This is a genomic window from Flagellimonas flava (genome assembly GCF_900129665.1).
In the GTDB taxonomy this organism is placed as follows: Bacteria; Bacteroidota; Bacteroidia; order Flavobacteriales; family Flavobacteriaceae; genus Flagellimonas; species Flagellimonas flava.
Genome location: NZ_FQWL01000005.1, coordinates 43,887 through 70,727 on the forward strand (window position 1 = coordinate 43,887; position 26,841 = coordinate 70,727).

The following is a 26,841-nucleotide window of genomic DNA, read 5'->3' on the forward strand; positions in this document are numbered from 1 at the left end:
ATGCAATTAGACGTAATTCCCCAGATAAAACATACAAAAGGTGATAACTTTTTTCTTCTCGCCGGTCCCTGCGCCATAGAAGGTGAAGATATGGCCCTTCGTATTGCCGAGCGTGTAGTGGACATCACTGACAGGCTTGGAATCCCATATGTTTTCAAAGGTAGTTTCAAAAAGGCCAATCGAAGTAGGATTGATTCCTTTACTGGAATTGGGGACGAAAAAGCACTGAAAATTCTTAGAAAGGTTTCAGAAACCTTTAAGGTTCCCACTGTTACGGATATTCACGAAGTGTCCGATGCGGAGAAAGCGGCCGAGTATGTTGATGTCCTTCAGATTCCAGCTTTTTTGGTCCGGCAAACGGATTTGGTTGTTGCCGCAGCCAAAACCGGGAAAGTGGTCAATCTGAAAAAAGGACAATTTATGAGTCCAGAGAGCATGCAACATGCGGTAAAAAAGGTAATTGACTCAGGAAGCGACAAGGCATGGATTACCGATCGCGGCACCATGTTCGGGTATCAGGATATGGTTGTTGACTTTAGGGGTATTCCTACCATGAAACAATATGCTCCTGTAGTTTTGGATGTTACCCACAGTCTGCAGCAACCCAATCAGTCTTCCGGGGTCACCGGGGGTAGACCTGCATTGATCGGTACTATGGCCAGAGCTGGTATTGCTGCCGGGGTGGATGGATTGTTCATGGAAACCCATTTTGATCCGGCCAACGCCAAAAGTGATGGTGCCAATATGCTGGACCTGAGTTTACTGGAGAAATTGCTTACAGATTTGACCGCTATCAGGAAAGTGGTTCAAGGATTGTAACTTATTTCCAAAAACCTTTGTGGTTTACCTGCCAGGCTTCCATAAGCACTTCCACCAATACTTGGGCATCCAAATCCTCAAGATTGGCATAGCGGAGGGATTTCATCACCTTTCTGCCTTCTGTCACCATTTTATCTTGATGGACCGTTAAGTGTGCCGCACTCCAAAACCCCACATCCACATAGTTTTTCTTTTTAGGAACATTCAGGTAACATAGTGGCTTTCCGTCCAAATAATAAAAGGGAATTCGGTATTTGAACTTTAATTCTACCCCAGGAACTGTCGTCTCAATCAATACTTGCAGTTGTAACAGCATTGACTTGAAAGGTTCCTTCTGGCTTAGTATATAATCTTCAGCAGGATTCATTAGCTAAAAATAAAAGTTTGGTTCAACGAAAAAAAGTTGGAAGGTTCAAATATTTAATTAACTTTGAAATTCAAAGTACTTTAAAATGGAATCAAAAAAATATTTGGAAGACATTTCACAAATCAAGGATTTGATGAACCGTTCTTCGCGATTTATATCCCTTAGCGGCCTCTCCGGAATATTGGCTGGAACCTATGCCATTGTTGGAGCCCTTATAGCCCACTTTTACCTTATCCCACAACAGGGCGGTTATGTTATATTGCATAGTTGGAACTTTAAAATGATCGTGGGTGTTTTAATCGCAGTAGCCATCCTTAGTCTCGTAACCGCCTACCTCCTCACCTCTAAAAAAGCCAAAAAAAACAACGAAAAGGTATGGGATGAGACCACCAAGCGGCTGCTCATCAATTTTTTGATTCCCTTGGTTACAGGCGGCATTTACATCTTGATCAAACTAAATAGTCAACATTATGGGCTCACAGCGTCCTTGATGCTCATCTTTTACGGACTGGCGCTGGTCAATGCAGCTAAATACACTATCGGCAAGGTCCGCTATCTAGGGTACCTACAGATAGTATTGGGCCTCATTTGCGCTGCCATGCCCGGCTATGGGTTCTGGTTCTGGGTACTTGGCTTTGGGCTGTTGCATATTATTTATGGTAGTCTGATCTATTTCAAGGAAGAAAAAGCATAGCATGGGGCTTATTGACAACATAAACAAACTCTTTGACCACCGTATAAGACTGGGCATTATGTCCATCCTAATGGTGAACGAAGAGGTGGATTTCAACAGGCTAAAAGAACTCTTGGATGTTACGGACGGAAATCTGGCCAGTCATACCAAAACCCTGGAAAAAGCAGAGTATATTAAAATTGAAAAATCCTTTATCGGAAAAAAACCAAATACGAGATATATCGTCACCCCAAGTGGTAAAATGGCCTTTAAAAAACATATAGAGGCCCTGGAACAACTTATAAAAAAGCAATAGCAAAAATTTTTACTTATATACTTTGAAATACAAAGTACTTTTAATTTAATATTATGAATACACAAAAACAAAAAATTGGCAACTGGTTCAAAAACTCCATCTCTGCCAAGATGCTCATGGTCGGATTTTTAATCTTAATTCTATTGATTCCCCTCGGATTTGTAAAAGACCTTATCCGGGAAAGAGGGTTTCGCCAGCACGAGGTCATTGAAGAAATCAACTCCAAATGGGGCAAACAAGTGGTCATGAACGGCCCTATCTTAAAAGTTCCCTATAACGTATTTGTTGAGGAAAAGGTATTTGATGAAAAGACCAAGACCTTTTTAAAAAGTCAGAAAGCCGTGCGGCACCATGCCTATTTTTTTCCTTGGGAACTCCATATTGATTCCAATGTGGAAACACAGCCCCTGGAAAGGGGTATTTACGAGTCCGTAGTATTTACCGCGAAGACCAAGATGAAGGGGTCATTTGCCAAATTGAATTTTTCCGCAAACGAAGTGCAAGAGGAAAACATCCTTTGGGACAAGGCAACGGTCCTGTTTAAGACCAGCAACCTCAAAGGCATCCGAAATACGGTCAAAGTGAAGCTGGGTGCGGAGGAATATGCGTTAAAGCCCAAGTTCGACAATAGTTATATGAACACTCTGGAATCCGGTTTTCTAAAAGATTTGAAATCCATTCAAGAAGGTTCCATATCTTTTTCTTCATCTGTGGATATTAATGGAAGCAGTACACTACAGTTTATCCCTATTGGGAAGGAAACCCAAGTTTTCATGAAATCGAACTGGCACTCTCCTAGCTTCAACGGCAACTTTTTACCCGAAACGGAAAGGAAGAAAATCAGTGCTTCCGGTTTTGAGGCACATTGGAAGGTTTTGGAAACCAACCGTAGGTTTGGTCAGTATTTCTTTGACAATTTGCCGGATCTATCAGAATTCTCTTTGGGAACAGAATTTATGGTGCCGGTTGATGACTATCAAAAAACCGAGCGTACCAGCAAATATGGCCTCATGATCATTGGACTTACCTTGCTTGTTTTTCTTTTGATCCAAATCAGTAGTAAAATTGTCATACACCCTTTCCAATACCTCATGATCGGCTTGGCTTTGGTGATGTTCTACACCTTGTTGATTTCCATTTCAGAACATCGGAACTATCTATTTGCATATCTCGTTGCAGGTATTGCAGTAGTGGGCCTTATTACTATCTATTCCCGTTCCATTTTGAAAAATCCAAAATTCACTTTGCTCGTTCTAGGGTCCATGTTTAGCTTGTATGCATTCATCTTTGTCATCATACAATTGGAAGACTATGCCCTCCTTGTTGGTAGTATTGGACTGTTTGTAATCTTGGGCACCATCATGTTTACTTCTCGAAAAATTGACTGGTCAGGAGGCACAAACTAATCATTCACTATCCAAATGCTGTCTTGGATTCCCATCGCAGCATTTTTGGAGATGTCGAAATGGTTTGTTAACCAAAAAACTATCATTTTCAACTCATTCTGGTATAGGGTTTTATACCTTTGAAAAAACCAACAACATGAAAAACCAACTTCTTTTTCTCTCCCTTATTTCTTCTGTTTTCCTAACGGCCCAAGACCATTCGCACAGATTCCCTGGAGCCATTTCATTTCCGGATGTGCCGGGATACAAGACATTAAAAACCGATTTTCACCAGCACACTGTTTTTTCAGACGGTAACGTGTGGCCTACCATCCGGGTCATGGAAGCTTTGCGCGATAATCTGGACGTTATTTCCCTTACCGAACATCTAGAGTATCAACCGCACTCCGAAGATATTCCGCATCCAGACCGGAACAGGGCTTATGAATTGGCACTGAACGAGGCCAAAGACCACGACTTACTGGTCATCAACGGATCGGAAATAACCCGTAGTGAGCCTATGGGACATAGCAATGCGATATTTATAACAAATGCCAATACACTGCTAACCGAAAAAGCTAAAGATGCTTTTGCCGCTGCCAAGAAGCAAAATGCCTTTGTCTTTTGGAACCATCCTGCCTGGTATCCCCAAAACCCAAACGGAAATCCTTATTTGAGCGATTTTCAGAAAAAGCGCATTAAAAATGGAGAGCTGCACGGCATTGAGGTTATCAATGAGCGCGACTATGCCGAGGAGTCCCTGGCCCTGGCCTTGGAAAACAACCTGACCATTATGGGAACCAGCGATATTCATGGGTTAATAGATTGGCACTATACGGAAAAAGGCCATGATCGCCCCATAACCTTGGTCTTTGCAAAGGAGAAAACCGCCTCAAGCGTTAAAGAGGCCTTATTTGCGGGCCGTACTGTTGCGGTTTTTAATAATTTGTTGGTGGGAAAAGAAGAAAATCTAATACCACTACTCGAAGCTTGTATTAAAATTTCAGATGTCTCGTACATTCCCAATACCCAAGTGTTGAAGGTTACGCTTGAAAACGTATCCAGTGCCGATCTCTTGTTCAAAAACCAGATGCCCTATACGTTTTATTCCAGTCCAGAGGTGTTCACCGTTCCGGCTATGGGGACCAAAACACTACAGATAAAGACGTTGGAGGTGTTGGGAGAAATTGAACTGAAATTAAGTGCCATTAAAACCTACGTAGCACCAAAGACACATGCTGTTTTAAGTAGAAAAGTTAAAGTTGACTAGTTAGGCAACAGAAAAAAGCCGGGATCCGTTGATTTCCCGATCAAAATCGGCCTTTATTTTTTCAATGATATCGAATGGGGTTTGTTCAGAAATCCAAATCCATTCATTCTTTAAGTCCACGTCAAAATAAAAGTTTGAAAAATCCAACAGATGATCTCCATCAAATTGAGATAGGAGGAACCTCGTGATTCGCGGTCTAAGCCTATATTCTAAATCAATACAGACTTTTTTGGTAGCCGGATCGGAAGTTCCAGGATTGAGCCAATTGAATGTCACTGTTTTGGATATTAGGAAGCCCAAGATAAGAAAAAAACCTATCCAATTGGGTATGACCTAAATAGCTTCGACCAACACCAATTTATTCCAGACCATCCACGTAATCCTGCAAATAAGCGTAACGTTTGGTAAGCTTCCCATTTTGTGTCATTCTGGCCCGTTCCAAGATGCCGTCTTCGTCCCCATTAAAAAATGCGGGAATCACATATTTGGAAAATGCCTCTCCAAAACCGTTACTGGCATCGCGGGGCAACTCGCAAGGGAGATTGTCCACGGCCATTACGGCAATGGCATCCGGGTTTTTAAAATCCACCTCGGTTTCGGATTGGGGGTCATAGCCATAAACGGGGTCCGCCACCTCAGAAGGGCGAATGGTGGAAGCCACAGGTCCGTCTATATCACAGCTAATATCCGCTACCACCCTGATTTTAAAGTTAGGGTGTCTGGCATCCTCCCGGGTGTAGAGATAGGGTGCCCCGTCACCGTAAAAGTGCCCGGCGATGTAAAAGTCGGTCACTTCCGCAAAGCGGAAAAAGTTGGATTTGTATTCTTCGGGGTTGGCGAAGAAATCGGCCTTGTTGCCCCGAACCCCATCTTTACGTTTATTGTATTCTGATGCGTCTATTTGGCAATACACCGGTTCGTTGAACGATTCGTTTAGGTAGTCACCCACATTGACCCGCTTTAGGTCCATGGCATCCAGCATTTCACGAGATCCATTACCTACCCTACCCCTGCCGGTCAGCAGGATTTTGATGTTGGGCAGTTTTATCTTATTGAGCTCATCTATCAACGCTTGTTGATCCTTTAGGGTTTCCGCCTTGGGCAGGTCGAAACTCCCGTATTTAAGTCCGTATGCCCTAAATCCGTTGTAGGCCCCCACAATACCCGCATAGCGCCCAAAGGCCACCAAACGTTGCCCCTTGGGATTGGTGATAACCTCATGATCATAGAGCTCAATGTTCTTTTTCAGAATGGCACGAAGCAAATCCCGGTTATAGGTTTGTTTTTTAATGGTGTGGGAGAAGAAGAAGTATTTTTTATTGGGAATAAGGGCATCAATGGGCACTTCCTTTACGCCTAGGAGCACATCGGCATCCTGCATAGCGGAGACCACAGGGATGTCCATTTCGGCATATTCATCATCGGTGAAGACCCTAATGGGCGAAGTTTCGACCAAAATCTGCGCCTCTGGAAAGGCTTGGAGCACATTTTGACATTCGGTCGGAGATAGCACTACTCTGCGATCTGGCGGGGACTTTCTTTCTTGGATGATGCCGAATTTCATGAATTATATAACTTTTTGGTTGACTATTGTTACAAACATAACTTTTTGAAAGCAGGATTTCAAAACTTTTTTTGGAATGCTTTTTGGGGTACCTTTGCAGGCCTTGCTTAGTTTTAAAGCATGGCAAACGTACGCAATTTGTACGATTTTTGCGTTAGGGATAGCGGCACGTACCCCGCCAAAGGCGTGTACAGCCAATAGCCTGGTGCCCCGAAACCTAAGCTCTTTGAAACCATTTGGTGAAAAAGATTGGTGAAGGGGCGAACGCCCACTTCTCGATACATCCCGAAACAAGTTCGGGACACTCGAAGTGACGTCAGTTCTTTGATAAAAAAATGAGAGGATTTTGTCCATCTTCCCAGCCCAAGGCAGGTTCGATGGTCGTAATTCGTTTACGGTAAGCAAAGCGTACCTAACTCATTACGGGGCCGACTGGTTTTGACAGCGAGACCATTGGCAATGTAAGCATGTCGAGCGCTGGGATACAGCTCGTTAATCTCATTTTCCACACTTTTAATTGGCGATAATAATTACGCTCTTGCCGCATAATCTGAATTATAGTAAGATTTGCCTCGTCCTTACTAGGTAGGGAAGCGAGATGTTCCTGGATAGCCCTTGTTGACGGCGATCCGTTTTGGAGCACCATAAAAGTCAACATAAGGGTACGGCTCGCTTTGGCAGTACCACTAAAATTTTAAGAAGCTAAGTGTACAATAGGCGGTCTTTGGTCGGTTGTGCATCTAAAATTGAACATAGACTAAGCATGTAGAAAGCATTGACTTTGCTTGTTTGGACGGGAGTTCGATTCTCCCCGGCTCCACTTTTAGAACACCAAATTAGACTAAAATCCTGTAAATTGCTGATTTACAGGATTTTTTAATTTTATATGGTTTCATTTATACCCAAATAATATCATTTAAAATGCCACCTAATCGACACCTATTTTAAAAATAAAATGCGGTGTCGATTTCTCTGTAATTTACTATTTTTCAATTAATTAAAAGATTATGTAATTTCTTTTTATTATCTTTAAAAGGTACAAATCGACACTTAAAAAATGGTAAGTACGTTTTCAACACTATTCTATATAAAAAATGAGCGTAGGGATAAGAACGGAAAAGCAGGCTTATACCTAAGGATTACGGTAGATGGGAGGCGAACATCAATAAGTTTGCACCGAAAAGTCGATCCGTCCAAATGGGACTCGCGGATGAATAAATTAAAAGGGAAAGGTGTTGAAGCCGAAGAATTGAATCGCTTTATGACCACAATACGGCATAAGATAAATAGAATACAACATGAATTAATAGAAGGGGGAAAACCATTTACGGCCCTTGATGTCAAAAACATTTATTTAGGCAAAGACAAAGAGGTTAAAATGCTTCTGGTTGTATTTGATGAACACAACCGCCAAATGAAAAAACTGGTAGATAAGGAATTTGCCATCGGTACCTGGAAGCGGTACTTCACCACCAGAAACCATATTGCGGAATTCATTCGCCATGAATACAAGAGGGAAGACTTACCGTTCCAGGATGTAGACCTGAAGTTCATTACCCGATTTGAATACTTTATGAAATCGGTGAAAGATTGTAATCACAACAGCGCATTAAAATACATCAACAACTTTAAAAAGATTGTCCGCCTGGCGGTTGCCAACGGGTGGATAGCCAGAGATCCTTTTTACAATTACAAGGTTAAGTTTAAATGGGTAGACCGTGAATTTCTCTCTACAGAAGAATTGCAACGCCTGGTAGATCTTGAAATTAACTGGCCACGAATTGATATGGTTAGGGATATGTTTGTCTTCTGTTGCTATACAGGGCTAGCTTATATTGATGTGAAGAACTTGACTCAGGATAATTTGGTTAGAAATATTGATGGAGAGCTCTGGATAGAAGCCAAACGGACCAAAACTGATGCTAAATTTAGCATTCCCCTACTGCCAAATGCCTTGGCCATCCTGGCGAAGCACAAACACCATCCCAAAGTGATGAACGGGGAATGTGTTCTTCCCATATTGAGTAACCAAAAATCCAATGCTTATCTCAAAGAAATTGCTGATTTATGCGGTATCAAAAAGAACCTTACTACGCATCTTGCCAGACATACTTTTGCCACTACTGTAACTCTTTCCAATGGTGTACCAATTGAAACTGTAGGAAAAATGTTAGGTCATAAAAATCTTAGAGCTACACAACATTATGCTAAGATCATAAATAAGAAGGTGGGCGAGGATATGGCAATTTTAAAGGAAAAGTTGACTAGCGCCGAGGTAAACAAAAAAACTTCTAATTAGAGTAAGGTCCAGTATAGACGTAAATTTTTTTGCTAACTTTTATGTTATAGCATATTTTTTGCCTATAATTTCTTCCAAAATCCCATAGATTGAAACAAACTAAAGTTGAGAAATTCTCTCAATTAAAAAGCTAAAGTTAGTACTCCTCATATCCCTCATACAATATAAAAGTGAAAGTTTAGCTATCCTTGAATTGGTTGCAATGATTTCTTCTTTAATTGCGACATCCGAAGCTGATGAGTAAGAAAAGACAAAAACGATAGTCTTTGTCTTGAACAAATCGATAAAATCGCTTTCTCCCACAGGGATACTCTTGTCATCTCTATTATATGTAATTTCATTATCCTCGTAATTCTTGGAAACAGTGCTATAGTACTTTTTTAGTAGGGCATTGTCACTTTCATTTATTGCAGATTTAAGTATTCTTGCAGCATTAACAATTTGATTTGAAAGAACTCTCAAATCTCTACCAAGATCTTTTTTCACATGATACAGATATATTGAATCTTCTGAAATTCTAATTAGATCACAAATTTCGATTTGATTCAGAAGTTTGGTATCCGTCACTATAAAATTGTCAACATTCTTATATTCATCGTTGTAGCCCCCTTCTTTTGGAACTAGATTAAGGTCCCAAGCTTCTAGCTTGTAATCTGGCACTATTGCATCAAAGTCAAATTCTGAAAAATATGTGTTTAGATGGTCATCAAAACCATCTCTATATCGATACCAATCATTATCGATTTTGAAAAACTTGTTCCCATCAAACTCCACTTCTCCCCCAATCCATTTATCCAAAGAAACTTCATTCAAATAAGCTCCATCTTCAGTAATTTTATAACCTCCATAACAATTTTGTAGACCTTCCAAGAAAGTAGCTTCCGTCGAGGAATCTATTTTGTCCTCTGCCACCAATTGGGATATGATTGAAGTAAAGCCAATTGAATATGCATAGGATATTTCTAGATAATCTCCATCAACATTGAATCTAGCCTCAATTGACCTCATATATTCGAATACGTCCGGATGATAAAAATCTATTGATTCTCCTTCCATATAAGAATTATAGGCCATCTTGATTAATTCTTCATTTAGGTTATCTCTTATTGCTCCCAATTCACTCATAGAAAGCCTGTAAAACTGATTAAATTGAACACCTTCAAGTTCAAGTAATTCTTCAATTTTTAAAACTCTTTGTAGTAATTCATTATAATCAAAATTAGTTGACATTTCAATCGAGGAACTTCCATTTACAGATACTTTCCGAATATCATCCCGTTTTTTAACTATACCCAGTTTTTCGAAATTTTCTTCTTTTATTGAAGCCAACATTTTTTTATAAATTTTGCCAAAATCATCCTCATAGCTTAGATTGTAATTTTCTCTGAAATATCTCTCAGCTCCAAGCACTTCTCCGAAAACCCCTCTTTCTTCTATTTGTCTTATTTCTGTTTCACTCTTGTTAACCAACCTCGATAATACCTCAAGACCAAAGAAGCGATCCATTAACTCTTCTAAGATATATCTTCCGAAATATCCCTTTGTAATAGCGTAAATCCTATTCTCACTATATAAGAAGAGTATGAACGATGAGTACTTTGCTTCCAATTCACCCAAGTCATTTTCATTTGCAACAATTTCTGAAAGAAAATCAACCCACTTTGGATTTTTTTCTTGTGTTCTATAGACATATAGTTTAGGTGTATAACCATTTGAAGTCAGATTGGCATTTAAGGTGACGGAAACAAACTGATTTCCACTCTTCTCCCTATATTCATCAATCATTTTAGCAACCAACTCTTCAGAACCGGCATAATTCTCGACAACTATGTCTTGAAGTTTATAAAGCTTGGCATTTACACGTCGTGACATATGATAAAGATTTGTTGTTTTAATTCAGTATGGTAATGCATTGACTACCTCCAACCGAATTGAGCTTACCTCTTTATAGTTTTTAATGCTCAACTTAAAAGGCATTGTTCTATTAGGAGGAAAAATTTCATAAATGGTGTATTCTTTGTTTCCAATAACAGAGTTTGTTTTGGAATAATAGGTAACTTTTAAAACAACATCCTTATAACTGGCTACAGTAGCCTTATTAGAAATCTTTCCATTTATTTTCAGTTCAGTACCCCAAAAGCTTTCTTTATACTTTCCATTAGCAGTTAAAAATTGAACAGGATTTGCACTCTCAATCTCCTCAATGGACATCTTTTGCTCATGATAGGTTTTTGAATTATCACTGTTGTCCGCTTTTATCACTTTTGAAATTATAATAATAGCTCCTAATACAGCCCCTGCATAAAGTAAATATTTAATGTATTCAGCGCTTTTCATATTGTATAATGATTATGGACACGACCAACATTCATTGCCAAAAGCTTTATTAGCAGCTTCTTGAGCATATTCAGAAGCTTCCCTTGCATAGTCTGCAGCATCACTTGCATAAGAAGCCGCATCCTCAGCATTATTTTTTGCCATTCTGGCCTCATACTCTGCATTACTTACAGATTTCATTATCCTATTGAGTTTAATTTGAAGTTGAATATTATATGCCAACACCATAATAAAAACAACAACAATCAAAGTTTTGTTGGAAATTTTATTCATTTATTTCAGATTGAATTTTCTTGTGTTCTAATCTTCCCATCCACAAAGCGTTCTTCCTCTTCTCTTGGCCTCCTCAAGACTCACTTTAGAAATTGATGATCTACAATTTGAAAGACCTCTACAGTTTTTTTTATAATGATAGCGTTTGCTTGATTTACCATTGCATACATAAACTTCAGGGCTCTCACCCGTAAGAAGATGAATGGTGTCTAAGTTTTGCGGACCTTCCGGTTCAAACTTTGGGATATTCTGATAAGTGTTTTCATTGTGAAACCTATCTTCATAACCAACGCTCTTACTTTCCCTTCCCAATAAAAAGGAAATCAGCAGAGCAAGAAATACACTTATATATTCAAAGTGTTTTTTCTTCATTCGAGAGAGGTTCCGTCTTCAAATAATATCTTTTCAGGTGTCCAAGCAATTTTCAAATCCTCTATGTCCTTATTTCTCAATCTAACATCTTCATCTCTAAACTGATTATAATCAGTTGTATACGTACCTCTGTATACGGTTCCCGAAGGAATTGTTTCATCAATTGTTAAATTGATAGAAGTAATTTTCGTGTCAAACAAATCATTGATGGTCAACACTCCTTTAAATGCTCTTATATCTTTCTGAGATTTGTTTTCAAAAGCCAAGCTATAAGTCAGATAATCTTGGTAATCATATTCAGTATAACCCTTATCATAAAGAGCAACTGTCAATGTGGACCCCATTTTTATTCGCTTCTGCTCTTCTTCAAGCTTTGTCTTTTTTGCAAGATTCTCTTGTTGTTTTTCGTAGTCATTAGCTTCCTCTAGAATTTCGCTATAAGTTTTTCCTTCCAAGGATTCTCCGGTCAATTCGGCTTTAGCAATCCAACCCGCCATTGTTTGAAGTTCTTCATCAGACAATCCTGCCTTTTCTCTAATTTCTTTCGCATCTGCGGAAAGTGATATCTTACTATATTTTTTGTCTAGAGGCGAGGAACAAGATTGTAGTATGAACAAGCAAATAATTATGAGAGTAAGTCTTTTCATTTTATGTTTGTTACTAGTTGAAGAACAAACTTATTCCCTCTGCAAAAAAGAACCTTACGGGTTTCCGTAAGGTCTTTAAATTTTTGGATGAAGTTTAACCCTCAGTAACAATTACATACGTAGTCTATAATATACTTATGAAATCTTTTCCCATAAGAATTTGGATCTCCATAACCTCCATATCGAAAATTGCTCCAGTTTTGAGAAGGAATACCACAAAAGATGTATGTGTTTGTGCTAAAACTATACTCATTCCTTTTTATTTCAGCCACAACATAAATACTGTAATTATATTCGTAGGCAGTTACCTTGTACAACCAGGACGAATTAAGGGTGTAGCTGCTCAAAGAACCTTTCCCATATCCCCCCGATTCAACAAATTCCAACAATCTGTTGCAGCTTATCTGTTGGGAAAAGCTGTTTCCAGAGCACATTAAAGCCAAGAGCAAAACAAACTTTTTCATTTTAGCTCATCCATCTTAGTTTTTGCCAAATCAAAGGCTACATCTATACTGGCTACATCTTTCATAAAAACAGTATTACCATCTCCGTACTTTTCTAGAATTAGATACCAACTAGTTTTACCCTTACTCACAAAATAACCAACTTGAAATCCGTCATCTGTCACAAATTTATTCTCAATATAATCTGCGTATGTAGAAGTGTCGTTTGTACTCTGAGATTTCAGATTTTCTAGTGCCTTTTGCATCTCTAGTAAATCTTCATAAGCAACCGAGGCCGTCTTAGTATCATATTTGCCCTCTTTGGAAATTTGGTAGAACAATTTTGTTTCTGTTCCACTGGTCAATTTCCTTATTCTTGCTTGGGCAATTCCATAGTTCAACTTGATACTAGGCAATCGATAATCCTCATATTTGATCAAAACCCCAGTTTTCGATACAAAGTCCAACATTTTAGACTGTTGTTCTTTTAGGTCTTGACTAAAAACTGTACCAACACTTAATAAAGCAATTAACAGACTAATAGTTTTATTCATTATCATTTCTTTTTCTTTTTAGGTGCTCTCTGTGAAAGAGCACTACCTGCAGCTCTCTTGCTGTCTTTGCTAGTTCTTTTATCCCTCAAAACTTTGGATGCGGAAGAAGCTGCTTTTTTACTCGTCTTTCTTTGTTTTGCCATTGGATATATTTTGAAATTAAAGTTATGGTAGGTTGTTTGGGGTATTATTGGAATTATATGTCGCCCAACCCACTGACTCATCGATTAATAGTCCGTCATCCTTGTCGATAAATCCCTTAAAATAGTCCCTCAGAGCAGCTATGGAAGTATTAACCCTTTTAAAACACCAGGTTGATTCTAAAACTTGAATTGCTCCGAAAGATTTTAGCTCATCATACAATTTTTGATAATCCCTATTATTACGTAAATCGTAACTTAAAAAGTAAAGTGCCATATACACTGTTTTTATTTATTATGGGAAAATAAAAACTTGAAGAACCACTTCATTACGGGATTCCTCATCAATAGAAAATAAATTTTTTGGAAACTAAATAAGCCCCAAATCCTTTACAATTGCCACTAAGTGTATGGCATTTTTAGCCCCGAACTGTATGCGAAGTTTATTCAGGTGTTTTTCGATAGAACTTAAACTGGAGGGGGAGATATTTTTCTTCTTGAACAACGAACTGATTTCATCTTGTGAAAGACCTTTGGCTAAGTGTTCCATCAGTTCAATGTCGAATTCATTAATTCCTAAATCCAACTTTGAGCTCAGTGCGTTTTTCACTTCTTCAGAGAGATAACGTTCATTATTATATATAGATGTGATTGCATTGGATAGTCCTTTAAGACCGTTTCTCCCTTTACAAACGTAACCCTCAATCCCATAGTCATTTACCAAAGTTCTAACTCTTTGAAGCCTGTCCTCAACGGAATATACTATGACTTTTAAATTGGGATACTCGCTTTTTACTTTTTCAATTAAAGCTTCTCCTGAAGGGTAATTTTGTTCCCGATGGTCTACTTTAAAAGACAAATCTGTGACCAATAATTCATAAGGCCCATCATCTAAATAGCTTCTCTTTATTTTTAAATAGGCATCGTCACAATACTGTGTTTGATGAACTTCAGGAATATCCAATTTGGAAAGAATCGTGTAAACCCCTTGGTTTACATCATCCATATCTTCCGCTACCAATACCTTTCTAAACATATTCTAAACAATAATATGAACTTCAAATCCATTATTTCTTTGTGAATCAAAAGTAATGGTTCCCTTTAGAGAGGTAATACGGTTTTCCGCATTCTGCAACCCGAGTTTCTTTTTCAGGTCGCATCCAATCCCATTGTCTTTATAATCAATGGACACTTTAGCTCCTGATTTATTAAACGTTAATGCGACCAATGAGGCCTTGCTATGCTTTTTCATATTGGTCAATAGTTCTTGCAAGACCCTGTAAATTGCCATTCTCTTCAAATCTGAAACCCGACTCCAATCTATTTTTACAATATTTCTAGTAACAATATTTACCTTTTGATTTTTAAAGCTTAGAAGCAGGTCATTTAGCAGAAGATCAAAATCTTCATTAAAGTCAATAGGACTATTTTCCCTCGAAATATCCCTTGTCTTAGAATAAATATTTTCCAAATCATCCATGACATCAGACTTAACATCCGGGTTGTTTTCCAGTTTGGTCATTACTTGATAAATATCGTTTGCCACCTCATCGTGTACTTTTTTGGAAATTCTAGTCTCGGTATTATATGCCTGCTCCAATCTTCCTTTTTTGTACCGGTATCGAAAAATAAAATAGGAAGCCAATAACGCTAAAAGTATTAAAGCCGCTATAGCTTTATATAAAAGTTTTAAACGCTTCTCCTTCTCCTGCTGCAATCTGCTTGCTTCTGTTTTCTTTCGCTCTTCCTCAACATTATACTTTATGTATGCATTTTTATTTTCAGCCAATTGTCTTGCTTCAACAATACTATCGGTCAATCTCTTGTATTGTTTCACTTTGGGGTCTTCATCCAATTCAACAAATAGTGATAACGCATCTTGCACATACCCACCATTCTCCAGTTTTCTGGCAATCGCATAAGCTTGGTCTGCATAAAGCATGGCATTCTTTTTGTCATTTTTGTCAAGAAAGAAATGGGTTAGATTTTTATAGCTTCTGTAAATTCCAGCAAGTTCATTTTCCTTTATCCTAACCTTTAAAGCTTTGTTTAGATTGTCCAGTGCTGATGGCAGATTTAGCTTAGCTTGTACATATCCAAGATTATCCAAAACCATAGCCAGTTGTAAACTGTCACTACCACTCGAAGTCTTGTCATAGACTAGAACATATTGATTTAGTGCTTGCTGATATTGAAGCATGTCCTTATGCACATTAGCCTTATTGTTGAGTATTGTGATACTATCTTTTGTATTCGAGGCCATTTTGAGAGCTTCTTCAAAAGACTTGAGAGCTTCTTCATAATTATTGGCAGACCGATAAACCCTCCCCAGTTGATTTAGTAATCCTACTCGTGATTCAACCAAATTATCTCTATTCTTATTTTTGTTGATCAAATCAAGTGCTTCTACAATTGAGCTTTCACTGTCGTATACATTTCCTATTTTGAACTGACCAATGGCAATCATTCTCAAATCTCCAATAGCTCTTAAGGTATCTCCATTGATTAAATTTCTTTCTTTTCGTTTAGAATAATAGCTGATTCCGTCAGGCAAATGCTCAGGTTGTTTTGGGTTTAGGATAGCATAGTAGTAATAGCTTACACTATCTGATTTATCCTGTGCTGTACATTTACCAGAAATCATTGTTATCAAAAATGACAGCAATAAATAAAAAAAGAGGAATGAAATGTTTTGGTACTTCATTCCTCTAAAATATAAACTAATAATAATTAGTTGTCCCCGCCAGGAGGTGGAGGTGGGGGAATATCTCCGCCATCACCGCCACAACAGGCTTCTATATAAATTTCCTCGTCTGCAATACTTTCCGGCGTACAGGAAAACAGCATAAAATTGAGGAAAACCGTAAACAAAATTAAATATGTTTTTGTCATTTTACTTGCTTTGAAAATGGACATACCAATGGCTGTCCGAGTTATTATTCAGTGAATTCTGCGATGAGAAATCGCATAGAAATATGAGAGGCGTCCCTCTCGATTGAGAAGTATTGAGGTAAGAAGTACACAGCTGTAATTACTTCTCAATTACCTACAGCAATGGACTTAATCCCTCTGATTTAGAATTGAAACTCGCAAGCCTTATACGAGAAGACATTTTCAAATTCTGAAGCAAATGAAATGATGAAATCTTGGAAACCCAGGAATTATTATGGAAGAGATTTGGAAAGTTTTCTGAGCAAAAATTCCACAGACATTCCAAAAGATTTCCTATTTTAAACTATCTAAAAATCAACCTTTTAATGCACAAAACACTAATCATTCATGCTTTTAAAAAGGCAGAGGAGGAAAGAAAAAAAAGAGGAGAAAAAAAGCCCTCAAAAGTTGACCTAGCAGGCGATATTTCAAATTTTATCAAAGATGAAATGGAATTCGGATTGGGTGAGAAAAGTTATCGTGATTATTTCAATGAAGCAAAAAAGTTGGGGAACAACCTGAAGGATATAAGTATTAAACAACTAAAGGTTGTTGTAGGTCTTTGTAGATTTCTTGGTTACAAAACTTATGAAGAGTTTGAGGAGAGTATAAAAAGTGAAAGCATCCTTCAAAAATTGCTAGTCTTTTTAAAAAAGTATAAAATCTTAATCATACTTTTTATTATTACCACAGCTATTTTTATGGTAATAGTTTCGGTAAATCGACAGCGATGGATGATATGGAATGGTAGTCATTACATTGAAACAAAATTTGATGCAGAAAAATTACAACAAGGTCTATTAAAGGTGTATAAAGAAGATCGGATCAAGTATTTTGAAAAAATCGCTCCAGATTGCAATACAGAGTTTTTCACAGAAGAGGGTTTGGAAAATCTATGGTATGGAAAAAATTCATTAGGTGAACTGGAATATTTCACTGACTTGGCAAGACATCCAGAAACAGGTAAATCCCTTAATCCAATAACTAGTTATATGATCAAAAAATACATTTGTGAAAAATATCCGTAACTCATATTTCCAGAGTTTCCCCAAATCTTACCATAAATAACCTGCGCCGGATCCTGTTTCGATTTTATAGTGTGCGGGAAGCTAAGCGTACCTGCCTGCTGACAGGCAGGAAGTAAAATTGAAATAGGGCGTACTTGCTATTTTCAAATCAATTCTATTTTCAAATCAGAACAAATAACTTCAAATTAAATCCGTGAAAAAAAGTGCCTCAAACAGCTACAATTCGAATCAAACATTATTTTTTGTGCCAAAAATTTTCCGTGTTTATAGGGGTTCCCAAGGTTTTTGTCACAAAAACTATTTTTCACGGATTTTTATATCTCTGTAAGATATTGAAAATCAGTAAACTAAAAATCGTAACATCGCGTTAGCGTGTTACCCTCTTGCTTTACATTCCACGTCCTGCTGGCAGGACAAAAAATGTAAACACTATGCGCTTTGGGCATCTATTAAATGACCACAAAAGCCGTCAAATTTTATGTAGAATTAAGGTTAGTATTTCCGTATATTATTTAATGAAAAATGAATTCAATTCATAGGAAAGTCTATTACGCACAATATTTTATTGTAGTTTCTTTGATTTTTTGATTTAGGTGAGCTATTCGGTGAGTATAAAAAACGAAAGTATTGTAAAGCCGGTAATCACCTGTACTCCAGAATTAGGTTCTGGTCTTTATACGTCTGAATTACATTGTATGGAAACCGCAAAATATAATACCTAACGCAAAAAAATCATTTAAGCTTAATCTGGCTGTTCTGTATATCTCAAATAAGAAGTGACCTCCTCGTGTCCTTTTGGAAATGTTCTGCCCGCTTCCTCACTTGAAATGGAAGGATCGATAATCACATCATCATTTTGTTCCCAATTCGCAGGGGTAACAATAGGATGTTTATAACTAAGTTGAAGAGCATCCACCACTCGTAAAATTTCATCGAAATTCCTGCCTACGGCCATAGGATAGGTAAGCATCAATTTAATATCCTTTTCGGGCCCGATAACAAAGACCGACCGAATGGTGTGCTTATCAGAACTCCCCTCATGAATCATTCCGTAAAGCTGAGCGACTTCTGCTTGTTCATCAGCGATTATCGGAAAGTTCACCGTAGTTTTCATTGTTTTTTCAATGTCGGATATCCAGCCTTTATGAGAATTAAGGCTATCAACACTAAGGGCAATTGCCTTAACATTTCGTTTTTTGAACTCATCATGTAAATTAGCGACTACCCCAAGCTCCGTTGTACACACTGGGGTGTAATCCTCCGGGTGTGAAAAAAATAGCCCCCAACTTGAGCCAAGCCATTCATGGAATCCCAATTCTCCCATTGTAGTGCTTGCGCTGAAATCTGGTGCTATCGAACCTAAAGTAATTGACATGGCTTTGACTAAATTATTAAATAACAAAGAATTACTAAAGGAGTAATAAATGTATATTTACTTAGTAACGAACAAATAATGGAAACTGAGGGTACTATTAAGGCAATAATTGTTGATGATGAGGCTCGTCATCATGAGACCCTGGGAAAAATGTTAGGCAATTTTTGCCCTGAAATTGAAATCTTGGGAAATGCCCAGAATGTTTCAGAAGCCGTTAGTTTGATAATGGATAAAAGTCCTCAAATAATTTTTTTGGACATTGAGATGCCTGGTGGTAACGGTTTTACCTTGTTTGACCACTTCGAAGAACCACCTTTCGAAGTAATATTTACTACTGCTCATGACCTTTATGCTATCAACGCAATAAAATATGCCGCTCTCGATTATCTCATGAAGCCCATAAATATTAGGGAGCTACAAGATGCAGTGGCTAGGGCTGCAAAAGTCATTAACAAAAAAGGGGTTACCGTTAGTAGTGAAAAGATTAATGTACTTAAATCCAACTTGAAGTTGGAAGACCAACGCTTTACCAAAATTGCCCTACCTTCTTCGGATGGAATAGACTTTATCGAGGCCGAGGCCATTATAAGAGCCGAAGCGGAACGGTCATATTCAAACTTTTATTTGCAAAGTGGGAAAAAAATACTGGTCTCAAAGCCTTTGAAAGAGTATGAAGCACTATTGGAACAGTGCAATTTCTTCAGGGTGCATAAGTCTCACATGATCAACCTTACTCACCTGGAAAAATATGTGAAAGGAAAGGGTGGATATGTGATAATGAAAGATGGATCACATGTAGATGTGTCAGTTAGAAAGAAGGACGACCTACTCAATAGGTTAATGTAAGTCATTCGGGAAACATACTTTTACCCTTGTCCCCGACGGACCATTCTTGTCTTTTAAATCTAATATTTCGTAAGTATACTCCTTATCCTCACTGGAATCATTTAGAAGTTCCAATCGGGTTTCAAGATTACTTATGGCAACTGACTTATGACCTTGGCTCTTATGCTTTAAAGCATTCTCTCTTCCAATTCCGTTATCCTCTATGATACAGATAATCCTATCCTCTGTTTCGTCTAAATGGACTTTTAAGCTCCCTTTCCTTCCTTCTAGCTTGCTTAGTCCATGAATCACTGCATTTTCTATAAATGGTTGCAGCAACATTGGTGGAATCAACGTGTCATGAGGATTATCTATTTCCTCGCTTATATGGTATTCAAAACTGTCGTTGAATCGTATTTTTTCCAACAAAAGATACTTGTCCAAAAACTCCAGCTCCTCAGCTATTGATATGTATTTGGTAGTCGAGTTGATCAGGTTTTTTCGCATCAACCCCGCAAATTCAGAAATGAAGTCCACAGCTCTATTGGTATCATTATTCAATATGTAAGACTGTACCGAGCCTAAAGAATTAAAAATAAAATGTGGGTTCATTTGGGAGGATAACATCATCATTTTTGATTGCAAGCTTTCCCGTCGCTCTTCCTTTATCTGCTGTTGATGAAATTTCTCCGCTTCTTTTTGAGCCTTTTTGAGTTCTTCTTCAATTTCCTTTCGGGTTTCAATTTCCTGTCTAAGAACTTTGGTCCTATCCTTTATTTTATCCTCCAACAAAAGGTTCATCTTACTCAATTCGTCTTTGGAAGATTGCAGTGCTATATTAAGTTCGGAGGCTTCTTCAAAAAGGAGCGTGTTATAAATTGATATGGCAGCCTGAGATGCGATTACCTTAAGTGTATCGAGATCGTTCCCTTGAAACAAACCTTGGAATTTTCGATTTTCAAGATATAGAACTCCAATAAGCTCTTTTTGCCTTATTAAGGGCAGGGCAAGCAATGATTGTATTTTAGTTTTTTCTATATAGTCTTTATCTACCGAAATCGCTATATCACTACTGTCAAAAACGAATTCCTTTTTAGAGCTTATGACATATTCAATGATGCTAATGGGAATTGACTTTTGTTTTCCAAGGGGTTCCTTGACCAAAAGCTCCTTCTCAGCGTTCAAGTTTATTTCTGCCTCTATATAGGGGTGCCCTTTCTCTATTAGGATTAACACGCTTCGGTCCGCCCCTGCTTTTTCCATAAGCACATTTAGAAGCTTTTCAACTACATCACCTTTGTTAACTTCCGATGAAATTACCTGCATGGACCTAATCAAACTTTCAGTCGTGAGGTCTGAGTACGTGTAATCCAAAGTTGTCTTTTCATTTTTGCCTTTCTTTGCCTTTGCCACCGCATTCCATTGTTCGTAGATGGAATTCACATTTTTTTCAAACCCCTCGGCCAAAATGGAATAATCGCTTGATTTAAGCATGTCAGAGGCAATTTCATAGGCAAACGCCTTAACACCTCTCAAACCACCTTTTTCCGCCCATTTAAGGGCTAAATTAAAAGTTCCCAGCGCCTCTTCGATTTTGCCAGAGCGTCCTTTTAAAAGTGTCTCGATTAGATAATACTCAGCACTGAAATTATCGGGCATACTATTGCTCCAAAGGTTCAGGACTCCTTGATTTTCTTTTACTTTTTCTTCCTGTTTTTTCGTAAGTGATTCGTTCAAATAGAGTATGCAAAGTGAATCCAGAAAGTAGTGTTTTGGCACGTGCGGTTGAGAGGCCGCATAGATCACTATCTCCTCATTTTGCTTTAAAAGAATGCTGGCCTCTTCAAATTCCTTAAGCATACAACACACCCAACTCCTGAAGATATAATGGTGGGATATTGCGGTGAAAAACTTTACCTCTTGTAAAAACTTCAGGGCCTCCATCTCTTTAGACTGATATTCCGGGTCAAACCTGCCCAATAATTTCAACAGACTTCCTTTAAGTAGTTTCATGAGGGCCAACAAACCTTGATTATTGACCTTTTCCATAAATACTATGCTTTCATCACAGATTTCCAAAGTTTTAATCAAATCATCCCCTGCTAGAAAAGCATCCCGCACTTTTGCATAAAAGGAGTACCCCGCATAAGGTAGATCACCTGTTTCCAATCCACTGTAAATGGATTCGTCCAAATTTGAAGTGCCTGCCAGAATAGGTTCTTTAAAATGCTGAATGAAAATTGGAAAAATAGATAATGTTCTGCATTTGTATTGGTCATTGTCGATATGGGAAAGCAAATCAACTCCAATTTTTCCAAATTCGTAGCCATAGTCGAATTCTTTATAGAAAGCAACCAGTAAAGACCCCATAAATACCAAAGCAAACGGAGTAGAATGCGTCAACCCTTTTTCCAAGGTTTGGTTGGTCATTTTTAAGGTGCTCCAAGCAAAAAGATAAAGGTCAACAAAGTATGCGGAGGCATTCATGTTCACCAATACATCCATAACGACCAAATCCTCTGGAGAGGTCATTTTTCGATGGGCCAAGTCTTGCAGCAAGTTGTCTTTGGCAGCAAGAGAATTGAACAACTCATATTCCTTTTGGATCAGTGGCTCCAGACCATTGTTTTCAAAATGAATTCGACCCTGTATATTGAACAGTTCAAGGGCTTCCAAACCAGTCTGGATATTCCTTTCATACATCGCATAGCTTTCGTAAAAAAGCATTTTCATTCTTAGGAGCTGAACTTTTTCCAAAACCTTCGTAGTTGCCGAAAAAGCCTTATTTGCAAAAATCTCAGCACTTTCCAAATCACCTAATAGAAATAAGGACTCGCAAATTCCATGTAAACACTGAAAGCGGTACTGTGATATTTCAAATTTGTCAACTAGGAAAAGACCGAGCTCAAAATATTGTTTACTCGCCTCAGGGGTAATGGACAGGCCCGATTCCTTATTCTGACCCAATACAGCTTTGATTATTGCCTTGGCAATATCAATTTCTATATGCTCTTTAGCATTAACAAAATGCAATAGGATTTCGCCAATGGAATAATCGGCTTGGTTCTTTTTCTTAAGTAAAGTCTTTCCAAGTCGATAATGTAGTTTCTCGTTTGATAGATTAAACGAAGGTACCTGAAGGTGATATGCTGCTTGTTGCACTCTATCGTGGGCAAATGAATATTTTGGGACACCGTCATTTTGGGTCTTGATGATATAACCACTACCAATGGAAATATCCAATAATATCGGCATTAGTACTTTCTCTATCCCACTTATCTCCGATATTAAATCCAAGTCGAATCGACCCGAAATACAGGAGGCAACCTTAAAAATAATCTGGGCTTCGTAAGAGAGCTTATCAATCTTTTTGGATATCAGGCCAACTACATTGTCCGATACATTTTTGGCACCTACCATCGACTTTTTCCATCTCCAAACATGTTTGTCATAGTCGTAACTCAACGCCCTATTTTGGTGTAAAGAGTTTATGAATTGTTTGATGTAAAATGGGTTCCCTTCCGTTTTGGGAAAAATAAGCTTTGTAAACTCTGAAGTGTCAGTTTCATTCATCCCCAGAGTGTTGGCAATCATTTCATTTGCCGATTTTCTGTTTAAAGGAGATACCAATAAGTGACTGTAATTTTCTCTTTTTTCGATTTCCGTTTTGAATCTATGAAAGTGATGATTGCTATCAATTTCATTACCTCGATAGGCGAACAGAAAAAAGACATTTTTACTTTCAATCTTGACAAAAGCATTAACAAGTTCCAAAGATGGAACGTCGCACCATTGCCAATCATCCAAAAACAGAATGATTTTCAATCCTAGGTCTGCGACCGCCTCAAAAAACTTTTGAAAGACATAAACAAAACGGTTTCTAGTCTCAATCGGATTTAATGCCTCAACTACTTCCAATTTAGGTACCATTGCAGAAATCCCTGGAATGATCTCCTTCAGAACCCCAGCATTTTTCCCAAGGGCTTCCTTAAGAGTCTCTTGAAGTTTCTTTGTATCAAGTTTTGAGTTCAATAGAAGTTGTCTTTCCATGCTGGTAAACGCCGACTGAATTGCGGAATATGGTGTGTTCTTAAACTGATCAAACTTCCCCTCCAGTACAATGTTCTTATTGGGAGATAAACCGTCAATGAACTTATTGATCAGGCTTGTTTTCCCTACTCCAGAATAACCTTCTACGAAAACAATTTGGGAATCTAGGTAGCCTACTTTTTTATAGCATTCTTCCAATTTTCCTAATTGGTCTTCCCTTCCAAAAAGTATGGATGCGAATTCTATTCTACCAGGATTGTAATCCCTATGAAGTTGTATTTTTTTGTCCTCATCTATTTTGTATGCTTCCGATATTTCACTTAAATCTTGAAACAGACCAAATGCCGAGGCATACCTTTCATTTGGATTTTTAGCCAAAAGAATTAAAATTAATTCTTCGAAGCTTGGATGCACTTTAGGGTTAATATCTGAAGGAGCAATCGGAGTCTTGGTGAGATGCTGATGCGTTAGCTCTAATTTATCATTCCCTTTAAACGGTAGACTTCCAGTAACCCATGTATATAAATTAATCCCAAGAGAATAGAAATCTGAACGATTATCGGCGACTATCACCGTGTTTTCATAGTTTTCAGGAGCCGAGAAATACAAGTCCTCAAGAGCATAAACCTCGGATGAAGATTTAAAGGGTATTTCACGAAATAAGGAATTGCCCAAAATCATAATTTCCTTTTTTTCATTTAGCGCAATCCTGCTAGATGACAAAGTCCCAATGGACATATTCTTTTGATGAAGTGATTTAAGAGCCTGGACAACCTGCAAGCAACTATTTAGAAGGTCTATAAAATCCGTTTCAGTTCTTGGAATTGGTGGGTCAAACTTTTCAATATCCATGAAATCATAAGAAATATGGTTTTCTTCAGACCCCAATGGTTTGAGTATATGAGGCACATCCAAGAAAACACTTTCAATCCTCCGTTCAGAATGAATTTTTTCAATGAGCATAGGCTTTCCATCAATGTTTTGAACATTGATTCTCACATCGGAAAACTTTGCAGTGAATGACATTTACTTCAAATTATGACCACTTCAAGATATTAATAATGGGGCAATATCCCAGTACGTTCGGAAGTCAAGGAAGAACGTTGGGAAATTACTGATGTCCATCCCATTGGTCATGGAATACTTTTGATGAAATTTCTTGCCATGACCGTTTACGATAAACAAAGATTACTCAATGAGTGCCACAGGGTATTACAATATTACTTGGAGAAGACCGAAAGGGTGATGAACCTCTATCAAGACACTTCGGAAACCCAATACTTTTTATTTGCTTTGAAAGGAACTATGGAATTCATAAACGGTAACAAAAATGCAGATGTCCCTTTTTTGGAGAAGTGCATCAATGGCTTAATTGCTGGTCAAAAAGGAAGAAAGGGAAGCGATAGACTATCTGAGCTTCGGAATGAACTGGAGGAAGAACTAATACTACTCAAACTCCGATACAACATAAAGTGAATAGTTTTGAAAAGAATCCGCAAGGCATATCGTTACCACCTGAAGCTGCAACGGTTTCTTTTCCGAGGCAAAAACAATTCTACTTGGCTTTTATTAAGCCTTGTTCTGTTACTATTACTACCCATACCAGTTTATTTACTTCCACATTTAAGGGCATTGATTTTTCAGGTAGTTTTATCTTTTGTTGTTTTTACAGGCATACAACTGATTTCCAATTCCATTAGGCACTTTCTAGTCGGTTTTACGATTGGTATCGTGGCAATCATATTTATTTGGCTTGGGGCTGAAAGTGGACTACTTCCCGTGGTAAAGTTTTTAAGGGCCTTTTTCACCAGCGCCTTTCTTACTTTTCTTAGTTATCGTCTCTTTAATATCATTTGGAACAGTCCTAAAATTACTTTGAACATTATTTCGGCGGCCGTTTCTGGTTACTTTTTAATTGGATTATTTGGAGGTCAGTTATTTCAGTTCATAAACTTATTGGTTCCCAATTCGTACAATCTAAATCAGGGAAGCGATTTATATCAACTTACCTACTTTTCTTTTACCACATTGACATCCCTTGGCTTCGGAGACGTTCTACCATTGACGGCCCCAGCTCAGTCAATGGCCCTTTTAATAGGTATTACAGGGCAACTTTATCTCACAATATTGGTAGCAATGTTAGTTGGGAAGTATCTAATTCAAGATCCTTCAAACTCTTAACCCCTAACAATTATCATCATCATCTGGCAATAATCAATACGTTGGGAAGTAATACGATAACGATAGGTAATTGCGGGGTGTTTATGGTTATCAGCGCTTCTAGATTTGGTCAATAATCAATAAATCTAGAAGTCATGAAAAAAATTAAACCCATTGTATTCTTACTACTTTGCCTTTATCTAGGTTGCTCAAAAGGGTTTGGCCAACTTACCGAGGAAGACTTGGCCAAAATTGCACAAGATCCCATTGCCAACATTATTAGTGTCCCATTTCAAAACAATACCACTTTTGGAGTTGGTCCATTTGATCGGACAATGAACGTTACCAATATTCAGCCCGTTATACCTGTTGCGGATGGAAAGATTATTACCAGGGTAATTCTACCCATTGTCAACCAGCCAAATGTTTTTACCGAGTCGGGAAATTTTAATGGAATAGGTGATGTAAACCTTTCTGTGTTCTACACAAAAAAGGGCAAAATAAGTTGGGGTATAGGACCAGTATTCAACTTACCAACAGCAGGTGAAAATTTAGGCCTTAAAGAATGGGGAGTAGGGCCATCCATTGTAGGTGTAATTAAACCAAGTAATTGGGTAATTGGGATGCTGATCAATAACGTTTGGTCCCTGGAAAGTGATAATTCAGCATTTACGATTCAGCCCTTTATTAACTACAACTTGCCCAACGGATACTATTTATCCACCTCTCCCAAAGTGGTGGCCAAGTGGGAAGCTAATTCAGATAATCGATGGACGATTCCAATGGGAATCGGTTTTGGAAAACTTGTTAAACCAAAAGGGTTTCTTCCATTTAACGTGCAGGTTGGAGCCGATTACCTAATTGAAAGCCCAGAACTTACTGGAGGTGATTGGACATTTAAAGTCTCCTTTACCGCCTTGATTCCTAAAGCCATATTCCAAAAGAAAAGTAACACCGAGTAACGTTGGGAAGATGAAATGCCCCATTCGGGAAATACCAGTGGTAAGACCTAC

Annotated in this window: 28 protein-coding genes and 1 other RNA gene; 12 read left to right on the forward strand and 17 right to left on the reverse strand. The window is 38.0% G+C overall.

From position 1 onward, the window contains the following. Positions 1–819, forward strand: a complete 819-nt coding sequence (kdsA, locus tag BUC10_RS13930) for a 3-deoxy-8-phosphooctulonate synthase (RefSeq protein WP_073180756.1) — start codon at positions 1–3, stop codon at positions 817–819. A 1-nt stretch (position 820) separates the two neighbouring features. Here kdsA and BUC10_RS13935 read toward each other — a convergent pair whose 3' ends face one another. After that, entirely contained in the window at positions 821–1,186 is a 366-nt protein-coding gene (locus tag BUC10_RS13935; RefSeq protein WP_073180758.1) for a DUF1801 domain-containing protein, read from the reverse strand. Positions 1,187–1,271: 85 nt separating this feature from the next. On the opposite strand from BUC10_RS13935, the gene BUC10_RS13940 reads away from it, so the two are divergent. The 4 genes from BUC10_RS13940 (at position 1,272) to BUC10_RS13955 (ending at position 4,830) form a co-directional block, all read left to right on the forward strand. Beyond that, on the forward strand, positions 1,272–1,880 hold the full coding sequence (locus BUC10_RS13940) for a hypothetical protein (RefSeq protein ID WP_073180760.1): 609 nt from the start codon (positions 1,272–1,274) through the stop codon (positions 1,878–1,880). A gap of 1 nt (position 1,881) precedes the next feature. Next, positions 1,882–2,175, forward strand: a complete 294-nt coding sequence (locus BUC10_RS13945; RefSeq protein WP_073180761.1) for a winged helix-turn-helix domain-containing protein — start codon at positions 1,882–1,884, stop codon at positions 2,173–2,175. Between the two features lie 53 nt (positions 2,176–2,228). Continuing rightward, the gene (gene creD / locus BUC10_RS13950; RefSeq protein WP_073180763.1) at positions 2,229–3,581 is read left to right on the forward strand and encodes a cell envelope integrity protein CreD; all 1,353 of its coding nucleotides are present in this window, start codon (positions 2,229–2,231) and stop codon (positions 3,579–3,581) included. A 136-nt stretch (positions 3,582–3,717) separates the two neighbouring features. After that, a complete protein-coding gene (locus tag BUC10_RS13955) occupies positions 3,718–4,830 on the forward strand; it encodes an Sb-PDE family phosphodiesterase (RefSeq protein ID WP_073181039.1) in 1,113 nt (370 codons plus the stop codon). Here BUC10_RS13955 and BUC10_RS13960 read toward each other — a convergent pair whose 3' ends face one another. Both BUC10_RS13960 and BUC10_RS13965 read right to left on the reverse strand, forming a co-directional pair. Continuing rightward, positions 4,831–5,106, reverse strand: a complete 276-nt coding sequence (locus tag BUC10_RS13960) for a hypothetical protein (RefSeq protein WP_131819087.1) — start codon at positions 5,104–5,106, stop codon at positions 4,831–4,833. An 82-nt stretch (positions 5,107–5,188) separates the two neighbouring features. Then, positions 5,189–6,394, reverse strand: a complete 1,206-nt coding sequence (locus tag BUC10_RS13965) for an NAD(P)-dependent oxidoreductase (RefSeq protein ID WP_073180767.1) — start codon at positions 6,392–6,394, stop codon at positions 5,189–5,191. A gap of 424 nt (positions 6,395–6,818) precedes the next feature. Here BUC10_RS13965 and ssrA point away from each other — a divergent pair. Further along, positions 6,819–7,217, forward strand: a transfer-messenger RNA (tmRNA) gene (gene ssrA, locus BUC10_RS13975). Between the two features lie 234 nt (positions 7,218–7,451). Continuing rightward, positions 7,452–8,693 carry a site-specific integrase gene (locus BUC10_RS13980; RefSeq protein WP_073180771.1) on the forward strand — a complete coding sequence of 414 codons (1,242 nt, stop codon included), beginning with the start codon at positions 7,452–7,454 and terminating at the stop codon, positions 8,691–8,693. Positions 8,694–8,792: 99 nt separating this feature from the next. On the opposite strand, the gene BUC10_RS13985 is transcribed toward BUC10_RS13980, so the two are convergent. The 12 genes from BUC10_RS13985 to BUC10_RS17870 all read right to left on the reverse strand — a co-directional run bounded on the left by BUC10_RS13985 (position 8,793) and on the right by BUC10_RS17870 (position 16,351). Beyond that, entirely contained in the window at positions 8,793–10,565 is a 1,773-nt protein-coding gene (locus BUC10_RS13985) for a DUF6119 family protein (RefSeq protein ID WP_073180773.1), read from the reverse strand. A 24-nt stretch (positions 10,566–10,589) separates the two neighbouring features. Beyond that, positions 10,590–11,030, reverse strand: coding sequence for a hypothetical protein (locus BUC10_RS13990; RefSeq protein WP_073180775.1), 441 nt, complete (start codon positions 11,028–11,030; stop codon positions 10,590–10,592). A 12-nt stretch (positions 11,031–11,042) separates the two neighbouring features. Then, positions 11,043–11,303 (reverse strand): alanine-zipper protein, encoded by a 261-nt coding sequence (locus BUC10_RS13995; protein WP_073180777.1) that lies wholly within the window; start codon positions 11,301–11,303, stop codon positions 11,043–11,045. Between the two features lie 27 nt (positions 11,304–11,330). After that, the gene (locus BUC10_RS14000) at positions 11,331–11,675 is read right to left on the reverse strand and encodes a hypothetical protein (RefSeq protein ID WP_073180779.1); all 345 of its coding nucleotides are present in this window, start codon (positions 11,673–11,675) and stop codon (positions 11,331–11,333) included. Beyond that, complete coding sequence (locus BUC10_RS14005) at positions 11,672–12,322, reverse strand: hypothetical protein (protein ID WP_073180781.1); 651 nt, start codon at positions 12,320–12,322, stop codon at positions 11,672–11,674. Before BUC10_RS14005 ends, BUC10_RS14000 begins: the two co-directional genes overlap by 4 nt. 101 nt (positions 12,323–12,423) lie before the next feature. Next, positions 12,424–12,786 (reverse strand): hypothetical protein, encoded by a 363-nt coding sequence (locus BUC10_RS14010; protein WP_073180784.1) that lies wholly within the window; start codon positions 12,784–12,786, stop codon positions 12,424–12,426. Further along, positions 12,783–13,319: a hypothetical protein gene (locus BUC10_RS14015; RefSeq protein ID WP_131819088.1), complete on the reverse strand. Its 537-nt coding sequence runs from the start codon at positions 13,317–13,319 to the stop codon at positions 12,783–12,785. The genes BUC10_RS14010 and BUC10_RS14015 overlap by 4 nt, the downstream gene beginning before the upstream one ends. A gap of 2 nt (positions 13,320–13,321) precedes the next feature. Next, positions 13,322–13,462 (reverse strand): hypothetical protein, encoded by a 141-nt coding sequence (locus BUC10_RS17865; RefSeq protein WP_165614904.1) that lies wholly within the window; start codon positions 13,460–13,462, stop codon positions 13,322–13,324. Positions 13,463–13,484: 22 nt separating this feature from the next. Beyond that, on the reverse strand, positions 13,485–13,736 hold the full coding sequence (locus BUC10_RS14020; protein WP_073180788.1) for a hypothetical protein: 252 nt from the start codon (positions 13,734–13,736) through the stop codon (positions 13,485–13,487). A 93-nt stretch (positions 13,737–13,829) separates the two neighbouring features. After that, the gene (locus BUC10_RS14025; protein WP_073180790.1) at positions 13,830–14,495 is read right to left on the reverse strand and encodes a DNA-binding response regulator; all 666 of its coding nucleotides are present in this window, start codon (positions 14,493–14,495) and stop codon (positions 13,830–13,832) included. A 3-nt stretch (positions 14,496–14,498) separates the two neighbouring features. Next, positions 14,499–16,103 (reverse strand): tetratricopeptide repeat-containing sensor histidine kinase, encoded by a 1,605-nt coding sequence (locus tag BUC10_RS14030; RefSeq protein ID WP_245812836.1) that lies wholly within the window; start codon positions 16,101–16,103, stop codon positions 14,499–14,501. Positions 16,104–16,189: 86 nt separating this feature from the next. Next, positions 16,190–16,351, reverse strand: coding sequence for a hypothetical protein (locus BUC10_RS17870; RefSeq protein ID WP_165614905.1), 162 nt, complete (start codon positions 16,349–16,351; stop codon positions 16,190–16,192). A 254-nt stretch (positions 16,352–16,605) separates the two neighbouring features. Here BUC10_RS17870 and BUC10_RS14040 point away from each other — a divergent pair, with 254 nt between their 5' ends. Then, positions 16,606–17,418 carry a hypothetical protein gene (locus tag BUC10_RS14040; protein ID WP_073180795.1) on the forward strand — a complete coding sequence of 271 codons (813 nt, stop codon included), beginning with the start codon at positions 16,606–16,608 and terminating at the stop codon, positions 17,416–17,418. Between the two features lie 742 nt (positions 17,419–18,160). Here BUC10_RS14040 and BUC10_RS14045 read toward each other — a convergent pair. Beyond that, entirely contained in the window at positions 18,161–18,793 is a 633-nt protein-coding gene (locus tag BUC10_RS14045; RefSeq protein WP_073180797.1) for a peroxiredoxin, read from the reverse strand. A gap of 78 nt (positions 18,794–18,871) precedes the next feature. On the opposite strand from BUC10_RS14045, the gene BUC10_RS14050 reads away from it, so the two are divergent. Beyond that, a complete protein-coding gene (locus BUC10_RS14050; RefSeq protein WP_073180799.1) occupies positions 18,872–19,639 on the forward strand; it encodes a LytR/AlgR family response regulator transcription factor in 768 nt (255 codons plus the stop codon). Here the strand turns inward: BUC10_RS14050 and BUC10_RS14055 are convergent. Then, positions 19,631–24,694 (reverse strand): AAA family ATPase, encoded by a 5,064-nt coding sequence (locus tag BUC10_RS14055; RefSeq protein ID WP_073180801.1) that lies wholly within the window; start codon positions 24,692–24,694, stop codon positions 19,631–19,633. The genes BUC10_RS14050 and BUC10_RS14055 overlap by 9 nt on opposite strands. A 138-nt stretch (positions 24,695–24,832) precedes the next feature. Here BUC10_RS14055 and BUC10_RS14060 point away from each other — a divergent pair, with 138 nt between their 5' ends. The 3 genes from BUC10_RS14060 (at position 24,833) to BUC10_RS14070 (ending at position 26,790) form a co-directional block, all read left to right on the forward strand. Beyond that, entirely contained in the window at positions 24,833–25,144 is a 312-nt protein-coding gene (locus BUC10_RS14060) for a hypothetical protein (protein WP_165614906.1), read from the forward strand. Positions 25,145–25,150: 6 nt separating this feature from the next. Continuing rightward, complete coding sequence (locus BUC10_RS14065) at positions 25,151–25,849, forward strand: ion channel (RefSeq protein ID WP_165614907.1); 699 nt, start codon at positions 25,151–25,153, stop codon at positions 25,847–25,849. Positions 25,850–25,983: 134 nt separating this feature from the next. After that, positions 25,984–26,790 carry a transporter family protein gene (locus BUC10_RS14070; protein WP_116465778.1) on the forward strand — a complete coding sequence of 269 codons (807 nt, stop codon included), beginning with the start codon at positions 25,984–25,986 and terminating at the stop codon, positions 26,788–26,790. The last annotated feature ends 51 nt before the right edge of the window (positions 26,791–26,841 follow it).

Coding starts and splice junctions, on each gene's coding strand:
- BUC10_RS13985 (WP_073180773.1), bottom strand. CDS start 10,565: ATGTCACGACGTGTAAATGCCAAGCTTTATAAACTTCAAGACATAGTT.
- BUC10_RS14045 (WP_073180797.1), bottom strand. CDS start 18,793: ATGTCAATTACTTTAGGTTCGATAGCACCAGATTTCAGCGCAAGCACT.
- BUC10_RS14055 (WP_073180801.1), bottom strand. CDS start 24,694: ATGTCATTCACTGCAAAGTTTTCCGATGTGAGAATCAATGTTCAAAAC.
- kdsA (WP_073180756.1), top strand. CDS start 1: ATGCAATTAGACGTAATTCCCCAGATAAAACATACAAAAGGTGATAAC.
- BUC10_RS13965 (WP_073180767.1), bottom strand. CDS start 6,394: ATGAAATTCGGCATCATCCAAGAAAGAAAGTCCCCGCCAGATCGCAGA.
- BUC10_RS13980 (WP_073180771.1), top strand. CDS start 7,452: ATGGTAAGTACGTTTTCAACACTATTCTATATAAAAAATGAGCGTAGG.
- BUC10_RS14000 (WP_073180779.1), bottom strand. CDS start 11,675: ATGAAGAAAAAACACTTTGAATATATAAGTGTATTTCTTGCTCTGCTG.
- BUC10_RS14005 (WP_073180781.1), bottom strand. CDS start 12,322: ATGAAAAGACTTACTCTCATAATTATTTGCTTGTTCATACTACAATCT.
- BUC10_RS14020 (WP_073180788.1), bottom strand. CDS start 13,736: ATGGCACTTTACTTTTTAAGTTACGATTTACGTAATAATAGGGATTAT.
- BUC10_RS14060 (WP_165614906.1), top strand. CDS start 24,833: ATGACCGTTTACGATAAACAAAGATTACTCAATGAGTGCCACAGGGTA.
- BUC10_RS17870 (WP_165614905.1), bottom strand. CDS start 16,351: ATGACAAAAACATATTTAATTTTGTTTACGGTTTTCCTCAATTTTATG.
- BUC10_RS13955 (WP_073181039.1), top strand. CDS start 3,718: ATGAAAAACCAACTTCTTTTTCTCTCCCTTATTTCTTCTGTTTTCCTA.
- BUC10_RS13990 (WP_073180775.1), bottom strand. CDS start 11,030: ATGAAAAGCGCTGAATACATTAAATATTTACTTTATGCAGGGGCTGTA.
- BUC10_RS13945 (WP_073180761.1), top strand. CDS start 1,882: ATGGGGCTTATTGACAACATAAACAAACTCTTTGACCACCGTATAAGA.
- BUC10_RS13940 (WP_073180760.1), top strand. CDS start 1,272: ATGGAATCAAAAAAATATTTGGAAGACATTTCACAAATCAAGGATTTG.
- BUC10_RS14050 (WP_073180799.1), top strand. CDS start 18,872: ATGGAAACTGAGGGTACTATTAAGGCAATAATTGTTGATGATGAGGCT.
- BUC10_RS14070 (WP_116465778.1), top strand. CDS start 25,984: ATGAAAAAAATTAAACCCATTGTATTCTTACTACTTTGCCTTTATCTA.
- BUC10_RS13935 (WP_073180758.1), bottom strand. CDS start 1,186: ATGAATCCTGCTGAAGATTATATACTAAGCCAGAAGGAACCTTTCAAG.
- creD (WP_073180763.1), top strand. CDS start 2,229: ATGAATACACAAAAACAAAAAATTGGCAACTGGTTCAAAAACTCCATC.
- BUC10_RS14025 (WP_073180790.1), bottom strand. CDS start 14,495: ATGTTTAGAAAGGTATTGGTAGCGGAAGATATGGATGATGTAAACCAA.
- BUC10_RS14030 (WP_245812836.1), bottom strand. CDS start 16,103: ATGATTTCTGGTAAATGTACAGCACAGGATAAATCAGATAGTGTAAGC.
- BUC10_RS17865 (WP_165614904.1), bottom strand. CDS start 13,462: ATGGCAAAACAAAGAAAGACGAGTAAAAAAGCAGCTTCTTCCGCATCC.
- BUC10_RS14010 (WP_073180784.1), bottom strand. CDS start 12,786: ATGAAAAAGTTTGTTTTGCTCTTGGCTTTAATGTGCTCTGGAAACAGC.
- BUC10_RS14015 (WP_131819088.1), bottom strand. CDS start 13,319: ATGAATAAAACTATTAGTCTGTTAATTGCTTTATTAAGTGTTGGTACA.
- BUC10_RS13995 (WP_073180777.1), bottom strand. CDS start 11,303: ATGAATAAAATTTCCAACAAAACTTTGATTGTTGTTGTTTTTATTATG.